The 17,139-nt window shown below is 34.2% G+C and carries 17 protein-coding genes; 9 read left to right on the top strand and 8 right to left on the bottom strand.

From position 1 onward, the window contains the following. Positions 1 to 329: 329 nt before the first annotated feature. Positions 330 to 1,022, top strand: coding sequence for a DUF2306 domain-containing protein (locus tag D1953_RS03960; protein WP_281271522.1), 693 nt, complete (start codon positions 330 to 332; stop codon positions 1,020 to 1,022). A 1,031-nt stretch (positions 1,023 to 2,053) separates the two neighbouring features. Here D1953_RS03960 and D1953_RS03955 read toward each other — a convergent pair. The 3 genes from D1953_RS03955 to D1953_RS03945 form a co-directional block, all read right to left on the bottom strand. After that, on the bottom strand, positions 2,054 to 3,586 hold the full coding sequence (locus D1953_RS03955; RefSeq protein WP_182480492.1) for a glycosyltransferase family 2 protein: 1,533 nt from the start codon (positions 3,584 to 3,586) through the stop codon (positions 2,054 to 2,056). Positions 3,587 to 4,513: 927 nt separating this feature from the next. Beyond that, entirely contained in the window at positions 4,514 to 4,924 is a 411-nt protein-coding gene (locus D1953_RS03950) for a DUF3021 domain-containing protein (RefSeq protein ID WP_119115867.1), read from the bottom strand. Beyond that, on the bottom strand, positions 4,921 to 5,379 hold the full coding sequence (locus tag D1953_RS03945; protein WP_119115866.1) for a LytTR family DNA-binding domain-containing protein: 459 nt from the start codon (positions 5,377 to 5,379) through the stop codon (positions 4,921 to 4,923). The genes D1953_RS03950 and D1953_RS03945 overlap by 4 nt, the downstream gene beginning before the upstream one ends. A gap of 784 nt (positions 5,380 to 6,163) precedes the next feature. Between D1953_RS03945 and D1953_RS03940 the strand changes: the two genes are divergently transcribed. Both D1953_RS03940 and D1953_RS03935 read left to right on the top strand, forming a co-directional pair. After that, positions 6,164 to 7,108 (top strand): DNA/RNA non-specific endonuclease, encoded by a 945-nt coding sequence (locus D1953_RS03940; protein WP_119115865.1) that lies wholly within the window; start codon positions 6,164 to 6,166, stop codon positions 7,106 to 7,108. 411 nt (positions 7,109 to 7,519) lie between these two features. Then, the gene (locus tag D1953_RS03935; protein WP_119115864.1) at positions 7,520 to 8,527 is read left to right on the top strand and encodes a DUF3231 family protein; all 1,008 of its coding nucleotides are present in this window, start codon (positions 7,520 to 7,522) and stop codon (positions 8,525 to 8,527) included. Positions 8,528 to 8,569: 42 nt separating this feature from the next. Here the strand turns inward: D1953_RS03935 and D1953_RS03930 are convergent, their stop codons facing one another. Beyond that, positions 8,570 to 9,799 carry a benzoate/H(+) symporter BenE family transporter gene (locus D1953_RS03930; protein ID WP_182480491.1) on the bottom strand — a complete coding sequence of 410 codons (1,230 nt, stop codon included), beginning with the start codon at positions 9,797 to 9,799 and terminating at the stop codon, positions 8,570 to 8,572. A gap of 92 nt (positions 9,800 to 9,891) precedes the next feature. Here D1953_RS03930 and D1953_RS03925 point away from each other — a divergent pair, with 92 nt between their 5' ends. Further along, positions 9,892 to 10,467, top strand: coding sequence for a helix-turn-helix domain-containing protein (locus D1953_RS03925; RefSeq protein ID WP_119115862.1), 576 nt, complete (start codon positions 9,892 to 9,894; stop codon positions 10,465 to 10,467). 609 nt (positions 10,468 to 11,076) lie between these two features. Here D1953_RS03925 and D1953_RS03920 read toward each other — a convergent pair. Next, on the bottom strand, positions 11,077 to 12,258 hold the full coding sequence (locus tag D1953_RS03920; RefSeq protein WP_119115861.1) for a NupC/NupG family nucleoside CNT transporter: 1,182 nt from the start codon (positions 12,256 to 12,258) through the stop codon (positions 11,077 to 11,079). 239 nt (positions 12,259 to 12,497) lie between these two features. Here D1953_RS03920 and uvsE point away from each other — a divergent pair, with 239 nt between their 5' ends. Beyond that, complete coding sequence (uvsE, locus tag D1953_RS03915; protein ID WP_119115860.1) at positions 12,498 to 13,463, top strand: UV DNA damage repair endonuclease UvsE; 966 nt, start codon at positions 12,498 to 12,500, stop codon at positions 13,461 to 13,463. Positions 13,464 to 13,620: 157 nt separating this feature from the next. On the opposite strand, the gene D1953_RS03910 is transcribed toward uvsE, so the two are convergent. Then, positions 13,621 to 13,986, bottom strand: coding sequence for a carboxymuconolactone decarboxylase family protein (locus tag D1953_RS03910; protein WP_119115859.1), 366 nt, complete (start codon positions 13,984 to 13,986; stop codon positions 13,621 to 13,623). Between the two features lie 224 nt (positions 13,987 to 14,210). Between D1953_RS03910 and D1953_RS03905 the strand changes: the two genes are divergently transcribed. From D1953_RS03905 to D1953_RS03890, 4 genes are all read left to right on the top strand, one after another. Then, on the top strand, positions 14,211 to 14,429 hold the full coding sequence (locus D1953_RS03905; RefSeq protein WP_119115858.1) for a transcriptional regulator SplA domain-containing protein: 219 nt from the start codon (positions 14,211 to 14,213) through the stop codon (positions 14,427 to 14,429). 25 nt (positions 14,430 to 14,454) lie between these two features. Beyond that, positions 14,455 to 15,483, top strand: coding sequence for a spore photoproduct lyase (gene splB / locus D1953_RS03900; RefSeq protein WP_119115857.1), 1,029 nt, complete (start codon positions 14,455 to 14,457; stop codon positions 15,481 to 15,483). A gap of 99 nt (positions 15,484 to 15,582) precedes the next feature. After that, positions 15,583 to 15,750 carry an asparagine synthase gene (locus tag D1953_RS03895; protein WP_119115856.1) on the top strand — a complete coding sequence of 56 codons (168 nt, stop codon included), beginning with the start codon at positions 15,583 to 15,585 and terminating at the stop codon, positions 15,748 to 15,750. Positions 15,751 to 15,839: 89 nt separating this feature from the next. Further along, on the top strand, positions 15,840 to 16,262 hold the full coding sequence (locus D1953_RS03890; RefSeq protein ID WP_119115855.1) for a pyridoxamine 5'-phosphate oxidase family protein: 423 nt from the start codon (positions 15,840 to 15,842) through the stop codon (positions 16,260 to 16,262). Between the two features lie 64 nt (positions 16,263 to 16,326). On the opposite strand, the gene D1953_RS21135 is transcribed toward D1953_RS03890, so the two are convergent. Then, complete coding sequence (locus tag D1953_RS21135) at positions 16,327 to 16,539, bottom strand: hypothetical protein (protein WP_182480493.1); 213 nt, start codon at positions 16,537 to 16,539, stop codon at positions 16,327 to 16,329. Beyond that, the gene (locus tag D1953_RS22140; RefSeq protein ID WP_425454245.1) at positions 16,440 to 16,676 is read right to left on the bottom strand and encodes a molybdopterin-binding protein; all 237 of its coding nucleotides are present in this window, start codon (positions 16,674 to 16,676) and stop codon (positions 16,440 to 16,442) included. Before D1953_RS22140 ends, D1953_RS21135 begins: the two co-directional genes overlap by 100 nt. Positions 16,677 to 17,139: the final 463 nt, after the last annotated feature.

Here is a 17,139-nt window from a genome sequence, read left to right as displayed (position 1 = left end):
CAGTAACAAAGGCTTTCAGCCGTAGAGCAAACCATCCGTTATCACGGGTGGTTTTGACTTCTTAGACTATTCGCATATTTGTTTATTTTTTTAGAACAGGTATTAAACATCATATATTTTACGATTGATATCGATAGAATATATAGAATAACTATCACCAATGAATATATGAGAAACTATATTGCATTTTTGGCAACATGAAACAACATTGGAGGGTTAATCTTACATGTTATACTAAGGAAGTAATTTTCCTTGCTTTTCTAATATATGAATATTATGAAGGTTAAAAAAATAAAATCAGGGGAGGACATATAGTGGAGGTTTTTTCGTTGTTTAGAATTGTACACATCGTAGCGGGATTTGTAGCGCTAATTCTTTTTTGGATACCTATGGTTACCAAAAAGGGAGGCAAAGTTCATAACACTATCGGGTGGATTTATGTATACGCTATGAGTGCAGTTGCCATTTCAGCCTTTTATATGGGGGTATATCGAGTATTTTTCGATAATCAAGCGGATGCTGATAGAATTTCTTTTTCGTGGTTCTTAATATTTATTTCTATTCTGAGCGGTGCATCTGCATGGTACGGAATACGTGTACTCCGATTTGAAAAGAGAAAAGATACGCATCGTAAAGTAATCGATCTTCTTGTCAGTCTACTGCTGCTTTCTTCAGGAATTGGGGTTGGGATATATGGTCTAATTATTGAGTCAGCACTTATTACTTATTTTCCTTTACTAGGTCTTTTATTAGGCGGAATCCAATTAAATTATTGGTTGCGTAAACCGGTGAAAAAGATGCACTGGCTATTTGAACATTTTGGAGGAATGATTGCTTGCAGTATTTCAACAGTTACGGCCTTTACTGTATTTGGAGCTCCAAGATTATTAAACATTCAATCTTCAAACCTGTTTTTATGGCTGCTTCCGACATTTATTCTTGTTCCAGTGTTAGTCGGCTTTACAGTGTATTATGAAAGAAAATTTAATAATAGAAAAAAAGACGCATCTATAAATATTTAGTTAATGAATATAAACAAAATGCCCTGCTGGTTTTTTGTCAGTAGGGCATTTTGTTTATATTAAAAAAGGAGGGATTCTTATTTAACTCACATTTAATATTAATTGAGGAAGTGTTTTAGAATGGGGATTTTATCTATAATAATAGAGGTTTAGGATTTTCTATAAACAAATCATTGAGATAATTAAGAGTTTATTTTAATTTTATGGCATTACCAGTAGTAGTTTGCAACTCTACAAGTAAGAATAGTATATAAAGATAAGCGGTTTCAATAATACACGAGGTATTCTCTTTAAAAGCATTCATAAACATTTTCATAGGAATCTCCCTCTCCTCAATATGATTTATACTAACATCATACTGATAATCCTATTTTAAATCTTTATTTGTGTTAGAATATATGACGTGCTTTTTATGCATATTTAAAGAGTTATATAAGTGCCAATCTACATGATTGTGATAAAGAAAGCGGAATACAAGCAACCTCATCAACAAAATGCGTACATTAAACTGAATTGGTTTGAGCCGTCGTTTGCAATACAGTGTTATGATAGTAAAAAGGTGTCTGTCCTGTTCAAATGTTTTACTGGGATGGTGGAGGCGTGAGAGGGTGTCAAAGAAAGTTTCGACATCATCAATCTCAAGTCAATTTTTATAAACGAAATAAAACACAAGAAAATTGAAAAATATTCTTAGAACTTGAAGAGAGGATATTTCTGCACAATTATCCATTCATTCTCTTTATGAATTTAGGGGAAGGAATAAGTAGAATATATCATTATTCAAATGGAGGAAGAATCTCAAGAAAAGTGAACTCTGATGGTGTTGCTAGTATGGTCTTTGTGAAGGATTACACTTAAACTATAGAGCAGTGCTAGTTCAAGAACGGAGACAGTAAAAGCTGTCTCTTTTATTAAGGTATTAGCAACAATCTCTACGAACAGAATCATAACAAAAAAGACATCTACTAAGGATGTCTTCTATTTATATGTAGTTTTATAGGGGTCCCGCTGGCAATGCGGTGCTACTCCTTTTATGATTTAATAGATAGCGATAAATTGTTTGCTAACGAAGTATAGAACTCAACATTTCGCTTACCATGAGTTACTTGAGTTTTTAAAATTCGCTTAATGTTAATGAGTTGATAATCGTTGTATCTTATAAAAACCGTAAATAAGGAATTTTTGAGTTTATCTAAATCCTTGTAATTCACTTGAAGCTGCCCAAAGTTTCCTGAAATGTGAAAATCACAATGGACTTCATTATCAAAGCGTTTTCGATCTCTTATCAGAACCGTATTGATGTTATCAATATAGTCGCCGTAGATTTCAAACGTTTGCACATATCGATTATTCACTACATAAGAATCAAGTGCTTTAGCAAGCATTGGTATTCTAATGAATCGATACTTGTCCTCCAAAAAGGGGACTTCATAATAAGGGAATGAATCTTGAATAACATATTTCTTGTTTTTATCCCTTTTTGACCACTCGAATAGTTTAATAAAGTCGTCTTTTCTTCCTTCTAGAAACAAGTCAATTGCAGCACGATAGAAAGGAGTTTTAAATCCTTTTCTAAAGTCATAGCGCAAATTTTTTGTTGTTTCTATTGCTTGCTCAAGTATCTCAATGAAATCTTCCTTGCTTTCTGATTTTACAAAAAGCCAGCTATCGAATGTTTTTACGATGTCAGTTTCATAAATTCTAGTTAAAGCTGCTTTCTCTTTTTCAATAGACAGCTTTTTAACTTTGATATAATTTATTACATTGAGATCGGATCTTCTTTTATCTAAAACGTTTGTCACCCGGGTTAATGAACTAGGATTGTCGTCCGTTCGATTAACATAATATATAGGTTTGGTTGTCGTAGATACACGGTTCACATGGAAAAACACATCACAGAAAAACAACTTGTCTTCAGCAAACTTCATTTCTGGAAATCGTATATCGTGTTCTTTTAGTAATGACAACTTCATCATTTTAGATGGAGGTCCCATATGATGAAAAAAGTGCGGTACATCAAATGGGGATATACTCCGTCTTTCCATGATAGAAGCAAATTCCCCGACAATACTTTGTTCTTTAGTTTCAACTTTTATCGTTTTTCCAACGACATAATCATCATTGGTTTCTTCTAAAATATTATAAAGGGCTTCAATTCCATCAGGAGCGAGCCAATCATCCGCATCTAAGAATGTAATGTACTTACCCGTAGCTAATTCAATCCCAATGTTTCTTGGTAAACCTGGAGATCCGCTATTTTCTTTAAGTGAAACAAAACAAATATTATTATACTGTAAAGCATACTCCTTTATTATTTCTGGACTATTATCAGTTGAACAATCATCAACTATAATATGTTCAATATTATGCATACCAATAGTTTGATTAATAACGGAATCCATTGTTTGCTTTATAAAATTCTCCGAATTATATGAGGCCGTAACAATCGTGACCTTTTTATTCCGTTTTAAAAATTTGTTTCTAAAACTATTAGGATTGTTAATGATATAAACTCTATCAGAATCAATATATTCCTTTGCGTGCTGTTTAAAAGATGTATCCAAAATACTTGCCCTCCTGTTAGAGAGTATAGTGGTCCTACTAGCGAATCGTGGAATGTTGGTTGGTATCCCTAATGATGTTGAAATATGTAAAATCACAGTTTTTGGGCGCCCTTTTGTGAATTTAATACTAAAAAATTATACTCCTACTTTTTAAAATGGATATATATCCCAAAACTTTCTTTTATGGTACTACCACATTCAAACTAAATCTAGAGTAAATAGTACTACCAAAAGACGTTCTAAATCAAAGTATCAGACACATCCTTTGTTTCAAAAGTTATAAGAAAGAAGCGTATCAAAAAGTACCAAATATTGAATATATATAAAATAAGAATTATGTAGTAGAATTAGTACATTAAAACATAGTTTTCGGGGTGCAATTAATGGGGGTTGAAATTGTAATATATCAAGGCGAAAAATATTATGTTCTTAAACAATACGATTCTGGTTATTGTGAAATTCAAAAAGACAAAACAATGTATCATGAAATTAAATTAGTACATGTATCGGAGTTATCCGAAGTAATAGACAAAAAGAAGGAGGGCACTCATTAACGGGTGTCTTTTTTTGTGTATCAAAAAGTATAACTTGTGAGTAGCTCTATTCTAATATAAGGGAAAGAACCAGTACGAGTTAGTTGATAATTAGCTAGTTGTATTGAAGGTGAAAAACAAAGGCTAACACAATGTCAGCCTTTGTTGATTTTTATTAATAAATTTTTGGATTAACAAGAGCGAACATTCCGCTCTCACCAGCATCTGTTGAATTAAGAGTAGTTACAACCTCTAATTTTTTTAATGGGTTAAAACTTTTTTAGTTTTGTAAATTCACATTTTCTTATTCCATTAATGAGCAGCAGAGTTTAATAGGGATGTGGCGAAATTTGTAAAATTGGGATATTTCCTGAATGATAATAAATTGCCGTTATTATAGTTTCTTTAAATCATCATTTAATTTCCGTGCTTGATTTTTGAAGTAAAGATAAAATGCAACCCAAAAGATTGTATAGGTGACAATGGAAATTAAGAGTGTTAACAAAATATTCATGATATTAAATGGGATCCATTCGATCATGAGTGCCAAGATGAGGTATAGGATTGTGACGGTTAAAAAATGAAGAATGGTCTGTTGGGAAAGTTTCAAATTCCTGTTTTCAAAGTACAAAGGACTGACTGTAAAAAACCAGCCGCAGAGAACAAAACCTACGGAGTTTTTCAAAAATAATGGTCCATCTATCATTTCGAAGCCATCAAAAAGGATATTCAAATTGGTGACTAAAACCGCAATAAAGCCTCCGAAGAAAATACCGATGAAACTACGGATAATAAAAGTTTTCATTCTACTTTCCTCCTATTCAATTTTAGAGCCTCTTTAATCGCAGGGACATAGGTACGAGACACATATTCCTTCCTTCCTGATTTGAAGTAAACGCAGAGTGTACCATTGAATGATGCTTCAAAATGGCTCAATTGATTCAAATTGGCGATAACCGATTTAGACAGGCGGATAAATTTTTTAGAAGAGAGCATGGACTCGAGCTCATATAATTTCTCTTTTAAAATAAAAGAATCTGTTTCCGTTACGGCGATAATATGATCATTTTCAGTATGAAAATAGTGGATGTCATCCGGTTTGAGAATATGTTGCATTTCTCCCTTTTTTCCAATCAGGAATTGTTGCTCCCTTCCATAGAAGAAGTCAATGAGTTCCTGTATATTTTCATCCAACTCAGGCCCTTCGATGGTAACTTTCGTTTCTTTAAGTGCTTTGTCAATGTTAAGGGAAATTTTCAAATTTCAGACACCTCTTTTCACCTAAAAGTATATTCGATTCAGCTCTCGATATTGTATGATGAAATTCCTTTCAAGTCTGCATAATTCCAATAAATGGAAGTTGGTGAGAGGTAACTTGCGGAAAATAGTTGGTAACTTACATAAAAGGAATCCATGCTCCATTTAACGAAAACAACAATTTGTTGAGGTAGTTATAAAGAAAGTCATAAAACCTTCAACTGTGAGAGAGGAATGGTTACATTATTTTTTGAAAAGTATTATTCATTACTTTGCGAAGTATTGTACTTAAGGTAACGGGGGCTTTACTTTAATATGGAGTGAAGCCTTTTTCTTGTTTAAGTCCAGATAATCGAATGATGTTTTCCTGGAATAATTTCATAGGAGGTGTAAAGTATGTTTAAAGAAGATAAAAAGAAAAAACAAGATTTACAGCTAGCTCTTTATGTCTTTCCTGCAGCCAGTATTGGTGCTCTTATTGGTTTATTAACCTATGTTAAAGGTTGGCTTTAATGGAGCAATGAAAAAAGCCCAATTTCATTTATGTTGAAATTGGGCTTTTTATATTTACTTATATATAGTGCAAAATAGCGTTTGAAAAGTGTAAAATTTATCTCTTAAAGTCACATTTCATTGGGATTTAATACCACATACTTCGAACTAAGTATCTACTGTAATAAAATTAATATTGTAATATGCTATTATAAGTAGGTTAACAATGTTAATTTATGTTTTATTCAAAGATTTCTAGAATGTTCAGTAAAAAAATACTATAAGGAGTCCTAAAATGAAAAAGAAAATAAACTATTTAATCTTATTTTTAACTGCCATCTTTATAGTTGGTTGTACGAACGTAGAAGATGCATCCGTTACAGATAAAGAAACAGATTCACAAGAAGTAACAACAAATAATAATGGAACAGAAAAAACTACGACTGAAAAACAAGTAGTAGAGGGAACACCAACCCAATCAAATAATGAACGCTTCTCAGGATACAAACTTATTGAAGTTGATGGCGGTGATTTGTCTGGATATCGTGAACCTAACGTCGTCGTTGACATTGGTTTTGGGGACCGTGAATATTGGGCATTTACTAATGAACATGGGCAACTAGTACGTGTCATTGCTGACGAAATCGTTCTACAAGATGACGATAACGAACCTGTAACATCGTCTGGCAGATACTACAATGACGAAGCAAAAGTTCCTGGTGTTGAGAGAGCAGATTTAGATGAAGGACATATCATTGCAGATTCTCTCGGAGGGGTATCCAATGCTTACAATATTACTCCACAAGAAAGTACGCTTAACCGACATGGTGATCAAGCATATATGGAAGATGCCATTCGTAAAGCTGGTGGAGCTACTAATTTTGAAGCAATTATCACATATCCTAATACGGAAACACAGATTCCTTCTCATTACAAGTACACTTATACTTTAAAAGGGAATAAAATTGTAGATGAGTTTGATAACGGCAACCCTGATGAAATAAATAAATCTCTAGGATTAACTGAAAGTAAATCAACTAACTCAAATAAGTCAACAAGTTCTAATAAGTCCGATGCTTCGAATGGCACTAAAGACATTTCTAGCGTTGATACAGATGGAAATGGTCAAGTAACGATTAAAGAAGCAAAAGCAGCAGGTTTTAGTATGCCAATAACGAGTGATCATTGGTTATACCCATATATGCAAGATAATGATAAGGACGGTATGGTAGGTGAGTAAGCCCCTAGAACTTTGAGGGGAAATCTAACACATTTCGTATGTACTCATTTGGGAACGGACGAAAAATAAAAGAGAACTGACTCGAGTTATCTTAGGGTGACAACCCTTAAATGTATGTTTTTTGTTATGATTCTGTTCGTAGAGATTGTTGCTAATGCCTTACTGAATAAAAGAGACAGCTTTTACTGTCTCTTTTATTCAACTAAAGCTACCCGATAGTTTAAGTGCAATATTTCGCAAACTTTTTTAAAGTCCCCCATTGCTGAATATTTGAAAAGCCCTTTTAGTTATGATATCTCCCTTGTCAAACCAAAAAATCATTAATTTTCCATGCAATATTACATAATTGATAAAAAAATACCAGATACTTGTTATAGAATATAAAATTAATCTTAAAAAGGAATTGATTATATGGATAATAAAAAGGCTGCAAAGTTAACTGCGGGTGAGTTAGCACACTGTTGGGAACAGTTAATGAATAATAGTATGTCAAATATTGTTTTGGAGTATCTTACCTTAACATCTGAACTAGAAGAAGTTAAATCTCTTTGTAGTGAGGCGGGTTCTATTTCTAAATCTGCTGTACAATTTTTTGAATCTGTTCTACGAAGTGAAAACTATCCAATCCCCAAAGGCTTTAACATTAAAGATGATTTAAACCCAAATGCCCCTAAGATGTATACGGATATTTTTATACTATTTTATTTAAATAATATGTCTAAAACTGGAATGTCCTTAACAAGTATGGCACTATCCGATTCAGTAAGGGAGGATATCCGCAATTTTTTCCACGAACAATTAAAAAACGTTTCAAGTTTATTTGAACGTACAACAACTATTCTATTGGAAAAGGGAGTATTTGTAAGACCTCCTTCAATTACCTCCACTCATGAAACAAATCCAATTGCAGATAAAGGATTTTTGGGTAACTTCTTTAAGGATAATAGAGAATTAACGGCAAGAGAAGCAAATGAGCTACACAAAAATGTTTTTATGAATTATATTGGTAAAAACTTATTAATTGGATTTATACAATCTACATCTAATCAGCAATTAATGAGTTTATTGCAACATGGAAAAGAATTATCTTTAAATATTATAGACAAATTAGGTGATATTTTAATTCGAAATGATTTGCCTATTTCAATGACTTGGGATACGAATGTTTTGGATGGTAAAACATCTCCTTTTTCAGATAAATTAATATCTTATCTATTAGACCAACTTAATCGTGATGGTATCGCCAGTTATGGGTATAGTGCAGCAGTAAGTATCCGAAAAGATTTAAAAACTACATATGCAAAGATAATTGCAGATGTGTATCAATATGAAGAAAATATAAAAACCTTTATGATAAAAAATGAGTGGATGGAGAAACCTCCTGTTGCACTAAATAGGGATAAGCTTGCTCAAGACTAAAGAAAAAAAGCTACCAAAGTACGGTAGCTTTTTTTGTGACTATTAAACCGATTGAGTTGTTTGATCGTGTGAAGCAGAAGGTTTTAAATCTGTTCGATCTAAGAAGAAGGAAGCTAAGGTTCCTCCAACCAATCCCCAAAAAGGTGCCCCGATATGAAAGATAGAAATTCCAGAAAGTGTAATCAAAAATGAAAATAAAGCACCTGTTTTAAAACGCCCTGAAAAGCTCGTCTTCAAAGAGTCAATAAGGACATTAATCATGGCCAGCCCGCCCAGCATTTTAATTAATGAGGAGGGAATCAAATGGGGAACGGCTGCCGCCATTGGTGCAAAAACAGCTAATAAACATGACAAAATTCCTAATACGATTGCAGCGGCATATCGATTTTCTTTCAATCCAGATTCTTTACTTGCTAATAAGGCAGTCATTGGACCGGCAATACAAGCAGAATGGCCGCCCATAAATCCATTGAGAATCGATCCAATCCCGCTCCAACTCGTCATAGAATTAATGGGCGGGAGATAATTCGCACTCTCCAGAACAGCAATTCCTTGAGCATTTTGTATTGCGATGACCGTAAGCACTAACGGAATAACCAGTTCTCCCATCACAGATAGATTAAAGGAAGGAAAGACAACGTGCGGTACCGCCAAAGAAAATGATACACCATGAACTTGAATTCCTGGTAATACTTTTAATAAAACAATAGATGTGAGAATAGCCCCAACAATGGGAGGAAATTTTTTTGACAGCTTTCCGAAAAAAGAAAGAACAAGAAATACTAGAAAAGGAATTCCATTTAACAAGGGGTTGTCGAGAATAGAACGAAACATATCTGTACCAAAAGGAAGAAGGACGCCGGAAACCATTCCCATCATGACTGGCATAGGAAGGACCTTCATTAATTTATCGATCATTCCAGATATTCCTAAAAGAAAAATGACGATGCCTGTCACGAGATAGGCACCAACTACCTGGCTAAATGTGTAATGAGATAAGGATGCTCCGACAAGGATTGCACCAGGAATCGAAAAAGCATATCCAATCGGCTGGCGGTAATAAAAGGAGAGACCAATCGATAGCAATCCTCCAATTCCATAAATAGCAAAGATCCAGGATGTAATGGCTGAATCAGATAGGTGGCCTTTCGAAGCTGCTTGTAAAACAATCAGTAATGGTCCAGTTGCGCCGAATAGCCAGGCCACAAAACCATTTGAAATATTTCCAATCGATAATAATCGGGGAAATTCAACAATATTCTTCTTCCACAAAGTACTCACTCCTAAAATAAGCTATAGTATAGTATAATATATTAAAACTAATAAAATGTATATAAAAATATACAAAAAATATGGAGGACCGAATGAAGGGATTAGAAGATGAACAAACAAGAAAATTAATTCAACAAATGGGCGGGCTGCTTCGGAAAATTAGAAGCGAACAAAAATTGAGCCTCGAGGAGCTTGCCGAAAAAACAGGTGTTAGCAAGCTTACGTTAGGAAAGATTGAAAGGGGAGAAACGAATCCCACATTAGGAGTTGTATGGAAAATTACAGAAGGGTTATCGATCCCTTTAACAAGAATTTTAGTAATGGACGATCATGTCGATCTTTCGAGATGTGGAGAGGGCTTTATGATTTATGGGCCAGACCAAACATGGAGAGTAGAGACAGTTTTTCGGAATACAGATGGGCCAACAATGGAAATATATCGAGCATTTCTTGAACCGCAAGCCATGTACTCGCCGGAGCCACATCATAAAGGAGCAATGGAATTTGTGACGGTAATGAGGGGAAATATCAGCTTTAAAGTAGAGGAGAGGGTATACCAACTCAAACAGTTTGATTCCATCAAGTTTGAAGCTGCGAGCAAACATCTTTATAAGAATATCGGTGAGGAAGAGGCCGTGTTACATGTAGTGGTGAGATATCCTTCTTAACACTTCAAAGATTAAATTTTCTATAAAAAACCAAGTGAGTAACCCCACTTGGGCATTTAATTTCGGTCCTTTGGAAGAGATGGAACATTTTTAGGTCTATAAGTAAGATTGTTCTAATTGAACAATCTTAACCCGTTAGGAAAATAATTGTTATGTTTAACAATTATTTTTGGTAGGCTATTAATCATTCACAGAGAAATCGTTGTCAATAACTTTATATATTATCTAAGAGCCTTATTGTTTTTTTATTTTATTGAAGTTGTCACAACAACTGAACATTGTCCCAACCAGCCTGAAACATGATTATACAAGTAGGGGTGAACGGGGTCAAGCCCCACGGGCAGTTACGTTCTACCCTGGCTACTGATATGATAAAACCATATAAAAAATGGTCAACCAGAAATAACTGGCTGACCTTATAATACGAACTAGCAGTTTAGTCGAACAACATTATAATGCTTTGTCTAACTTGTCGAGGAAAAACAATCATTTTGGATTTTTGCATGGATTGTCACACTATGCTCTTTACTTATGATTCGTCGTAGCTATCAAGTTAAAGGGTTGTCCCAAAAGTTGATTTTCATCGACTTTTAGGACAACCCTTGTTTATTAAATAAACAATCCTACAACTGTTGCTGTAAGAATAGAAGCCAGTGTTGCAGCTAATAGCATTTTTAAACCAAACTTTTCAACAATATTCGCTTTTTCTCTGTTGATTGCCTGAATAGAACCACTGATGATACCGATTGAACTAAAGTTAGCGAATGAAACCAAGAATGTAGAGATGATTCCAACTGTTTTAGGATTCAACTTTTCAATCATAGGTTGCAATTGAAGCATGGCAACAAACTCATTTGTTGCTAACTTTGTTCCCATAATCGAACCAGCTGTTACAATCTCGTTTGAAGGAACACCCATAATAAAGGCAACAGGTGCAAAGATGTATCCAAGAATTTCAGTGAAAGAAATCCCAAGTGCGCCAGCAAATGCAGCGTTGATTAGAGCCATTAAACCTACATATGCTACTAGCATGGCCGCTACAATCAGAGCAACTCTTCCTCCGTCAAGAGCACCTGCAGAAATAGCACCAAAGACAGAATCTGCCTGGGAAATATCCTTTACATGGATTTCTTCATCTTCATCTTTTCCAATTGGGGCAATAATACTGGCTATAGTTAAACCAGATAATGCATTTAATAGCATGGCTACTAAAACATATTGGGCTGGAATCATGGACATATATGCGCCCATGATTGAAGCTGAAACTGAAGCCATGGCAGATGTAGATACAATAAATAATTTATTTCTATCCATTTTATCTAAATGCGTTTTAATGGCCAATAATGCCTCGCTCTGACCGAAGAAAATAGAGTTTACACTATTGAATGAAACGACTTTAGATAAGCCAGTGATTTTCGCTAAAGCTCCGCCAATATATTTAATAGCTAAAGGAAGAACTCTGATATACGTTAGAATGGATAATAGTGTAGATGTAAAAATAATGAGCATTAGTACATTGATAAAAAATACTGATGTACCTTCTGGAACTAAACCGCCAGTTACAAAATTTACACCTTCATATCCATAATTCAGGACCGTTGTGACGAAATTTGAAACAGTCTCCACAACCTTCAATCCAATTACTGTTTTAAACATAATAAGTGTTATAACTAGTTGTAATACAAACAAAGTAATAATCGCTTTGTAGTTAATGCCTTTTTTATCATTTGATAATAAGAAAGCAATCACTAGTGTCAGTAAGATACCTATAACACCAATTAATATATCCATATATGTCAGTCCCTCTTTGATTTTTGTCCATCTGTTTCTAAGAGTTTATTATTGCCTAAATAAATAGCAGCATGCGTCTATTACCTTTTGTATTTTTGAGGGAATGCTGATTTATACAAATTTTTATCAGGCCTTGGGTTTAAAAAAGAAATGATAAGGCTATTCACTCATCTGAAATTTTTAGTTATTAGCTGTCTACCAACTCATCATTTATCCCATACTGTTGAAGAGGTGAAAAAATGACAATTGTACGTCTTGGTTACGTTGCTATGAGCATGGAACTGAAAAACGCATCCCCATCGAAAACAATGACTTTCGCTCAATTTGAAAAAATTAAGGATCGAGAGGCAGCAATTCGTAAATTGGAACGAATCGCGATTTCAAATTTACAAACGACACTTAGACTGCTGAAACATAATGAAGCTTCTGATATTCACTTTTATCGTTTAACTTCCCGTCTTATTCCGTTAGCCAATCATGAAGAACTTCTTGATTGGGATTATATGAAACCCCTAAAAGAAATATTGCATGAAGTAGGGGACTTTGCTAAAAAGCATAAAATTAGAATTGACTTTCATCCAGATCACTTTGTTCTTATTAATTCTTTAAAAAAATCTATTTTAAAAAATTCAATAAAAACATTAAAGCTGCATTATTTATTATTAAAAGGGATGGGGATTGACCCGGCGCATCGCTGTGTCATGCATGTTGGAGGCAATTATAAGGAAACGGAAAAATCACTAGAACGTTTTGTAGACAATTGGATGCTTGTCCCACAGCCTATTCAAAAAATGATTATGCTTGAAAATGATGATACTTCTTTTACTTTAGAGGACACACTTTATTTATGTGAAAAATTAGGCATTCCTCTCGTATTTGATTATCATCATCACCTGGCTCATCATCGTCACGCTGATTGGGAAGATAATTGGGATCGTGTCATACACACATGGGATAACTCTCCACTACCGATTAAAATGCATATTTCGAGCCCGAAAAACGAAAAAGCATTTCGGCATCATTCAGATTATGTTGATGTGGATATGTTTTTTAGATTTTTAAAAGAGATTAAGGGAAGTGTCCCGCAAATTGATTGTATGATTGAGGCTAAGAAAAAGGATGAAGCGCTTTTTCACTTAATGGAAGAAGTAAAAGTACGGGATGATGTTGAAATTATTGATGGATCTTCTTTCATTTTGAAATAAATATAATACTTTGTGAAAGTATGAACTATACAAACATAGCTCAAAAGGGTATATATTTAACCTTTTGAGCTATGTTTTATTCGTACTCAATATAAAGAATCTAGGGGAATTGTTCTAGACTTATATTAAATAATTAATTTATTCAAACTGCGCAGTTCTATTGCTTAAGCTGATTTAATTCTTGAACACATTCTTGGACGAGCGTTACGGCTTGGCTCATTGTTGCCCCGCCGCCAAATGCTGCGGTCACTCCAACTGTTTCAAAGATTTCTTGTTCTGAGCAGCCTTGGTCTAAACATCCTTTAATATGATAAATAATACAATATTCGTCTTGAGAATATAGACTTATACCAAGGGCAATTAGTTGTTTTTCTTTCTGCGATAAAACCCCTTCTTTAAAACATTCTTCTGTAAAAGCATTAAATTGTTGAGCGAGTTCAGGCATTTTCTCAGTAAATAACCCTAAACCAGCTTTATAGTGATACAGGGCAGCTTCTGTAGAGTTTCTAGCTTCAAATTCCATACTTATTTTCAGCTCCTATAATTCATTAATGCTAAGTTAGTATGAGCTAAATTAAAAATAATTAATCTATATTCACTTTTCAGTCTTGAGGTTTTGTTAAATTAATACCGCTTCATTCTTCCTTTTATATTGCTTGATATAAACGCTTTAATTCCATAATCAAGTAATTATATTTTTTTCTTCTAAAGGAAAAATGATAATAAATCCTATTGGATGGTGATTAGGTGGAGTCTTACAAGGCAGGAGATATTGTATATGTATTTTATCGAAATCCGCATACACAAGATGTAGCTAATATACAAGAAGCGACGATTGTCAATAATCCTGAGAGCCCAGGTGAGTTAGCTTTATTTTTGTATGAGACCTATTATCCATTAACAAATGAAACAGCTGTATATTCAAGCCAAGTAGAAGCAGAACAAGCTTATCAACAGTTTTTTTAGAAGAATTAAAAAAGGGGATTCTAGGATGAATAAACCGTTTACACCCCAACTCGTATACTTTGAGCCAAACGCTTTGGAGTATCCATTAGGAAGAGAGCTTAAAGAAAAGTTCGAAAAAATGAATATAGAAATTCGATATACAACGTCTCATAATCAAGTAAGGAATTTACCTGGTGAAAATGATTTTCAAAAATATCGAATTGCTAAGTCTACGCTCGTCGTTGGAATAAGAAAAACGCTCAAATTCGATACTTCTAAGCCTTCTGCTGAATATGCGATTCCTTTTGCAACAGGTTGTATGGGACATTGTCATTATTGTTATTTACAAACTACAATGGGGAGTAAACCATATATTCGTACGTATGTAAATGTTGATGAAATTTTGGAGGCTGCCGATCAATATATGGCAGAACGTGCACCTGAAATGACAAGATTTGAAGCATCCTGTACGTCTGATATCGTAGGAATTGATCATTTGACTCATACGTTAAAGCGTGCAATAGAACACTTTGGAGAATCAGAGTATGGAAAGCTAAGATTTGTGACTAAATTTCATCATGTCGATCATTTACTTGATGCTAAGCATAATGGAAAAACAAGATTTCGATTTAGTGTCAACGCTGATTATGTGATTAAAAACTTTGAACCGGGAACTTCTCCGTTAGCTAAACGGATTGAGGCAGCAGGTAAAGTAGCAAGAGCGGGTTATCCACTAGGTTTTATTGTTGCACCCATTTATCTTCATGAAGGATGGCAGGATGGCTATTATCATATGTTTGAGCGGCTAGATGCAGAATTGCCTGCAGAAGCAAGGAAAGATATAACATTTGAATTCATTCAGCATCGTTTTACGAAACCAGCTAAGAAAGTAATTGAAAAGAACTATCCGATGACTAAATTGGAATTAAACGAATCAGCCAGAAGATATAAATGGGGGAAATATGGAATAGGAAAGTACATTTATCAAAAAGAAGAAGAGGAAGATATTAAAAGTCATTTATATTCTTATATGGAGAAATTTTTTCCCCATGCTAAATTAGCATACTTCACATGATATTCGCGGTAAGCCTTTATATGACTCGGTATATTTCGATATCACCCAGGTGAAAATAAACTAGGTGTATAGGCACTACTAACTTCGGGGTGGAGGGAAATTACAATACGTGAAGGCTTAATTTCAACTGTACTAGATACAGCTGTATCCGCGGCAGGTTATATGTTGAAACAAAAACGAGGCTCTAACAAAATGGTGGCCAATACTATTTTTGGTTTAGCATATGTCGTATTAGGAGTGATTGACCTTGTTGAACACCGTTGTTAGAAAGAAGGCGAGCTTGTACACGCTCGCCTTCTTAAAATAATTATATTTTTCACAGATAATAAATAATTGTGCAAAAGGAGTGAATATTAATGAGCCAACAAGATTTAAGAAAAGAAGTAGTCGACATTCTCTCTAATCATAGAACAGGAGTCCTTTCATCTGTTGAAAATAATAAACCGCATTCACGCTATATGACATTCTATAATGAAGATCTAACCCTATTTACACCAACGAAAGCTGATACGGAGAAAATCGAAGAGATAGAAAAAAATCCAGCTGTGTCTGTACTGTTAGGTTACGAAGATAAAGGGCAAAGCGATACGTATGTTGAAATTGCTGGAACGTCTACAATTAATAATTCGGAACAGCTAAAAAAGCAATTTTGGGATGAATCTTTTAACAAATGGTTCGATGGTCCTGAAGATCCGAACTATGTATTTCTGCAAATACAGCCTGAAACGGTTCGTATCTTAAATAATCAAGGGGAACCACCTCAAGAGCTTCATTTATAAACCTCTTTTACGCTAAGTAGCGATGCTTTATGAGTAAGCATCGCTACTATTAATTTTCATAATATTATTCAACTTTCACAGCAATTTTTGATACAGCATTATAACCATATCCTTTTCGATTACAAAATGGGGTTAAAGGCTGTACGTTACCTGATGAATCTTTAGCCCTTACGTAAATCATATATTCCCCTTTTTTATCAACTCTTTCCAATCGAAGAACCAACTTGACCAAGAGTAAGGCTGATTTGGCAATTGATTTAATGTTGTTTGCAGCCATGTTTCCCCCTTATCAAAACTTATCTGTACTTCGGTGATTATTCCTTGTCCAGACCAAGCAATTCCTTTAACTTGGTATTTACCAATATTTAATATGGAAAGGTTTAGTGGTTGTTGTATGAGTGAATTAACGTTCATTATTGTCACAGGAAATGAATCTTTATCACTTTGTTAAGAAAATGAATAGGTGATTCTTGATTTTCTGGAGTAAGATTTTTAGTTGTTAAATAAGGCTTTTTTTCCTCACTTTTCATTTTTTCACCTCTTTCATTCTCCATGATATTTCTAATACAAGAAGATAGACTATAATTCCATTATTTATGTCAGACCGTAAAATCCATGTTTATGTAGAAATGCAAATTCGTATGATTGTAATAGATTTCTAGGCACGTGTAGAGCATGAGATTTACAATACTCATTTCATCATTAATACGGCTCCATTTTCGATTAAGTTCAACTGTTGTATTTGCAGCTTTTTTTAATTCCCCGGTTAAATGTTCTCACTCCAACAGCTCTGTTCTTTTGGAGTTGAGGAGCTTATTTCGTTTCTTAAGTCCTGGTAGTTAATGGCTGTAATCCTATGAAGGAATTTATTATGTTA

Source organism: Peribacillus asahii, assembly GCF_003570725.1.
GTDB lineage: Bacteria > Bacillota > Bacilli > Bacillales > DSM-1321 > Peribacillus > Peribacillus asahii.
This window is presented reverse-complemented; position numbering and strand designations above follow the sequence as displayed.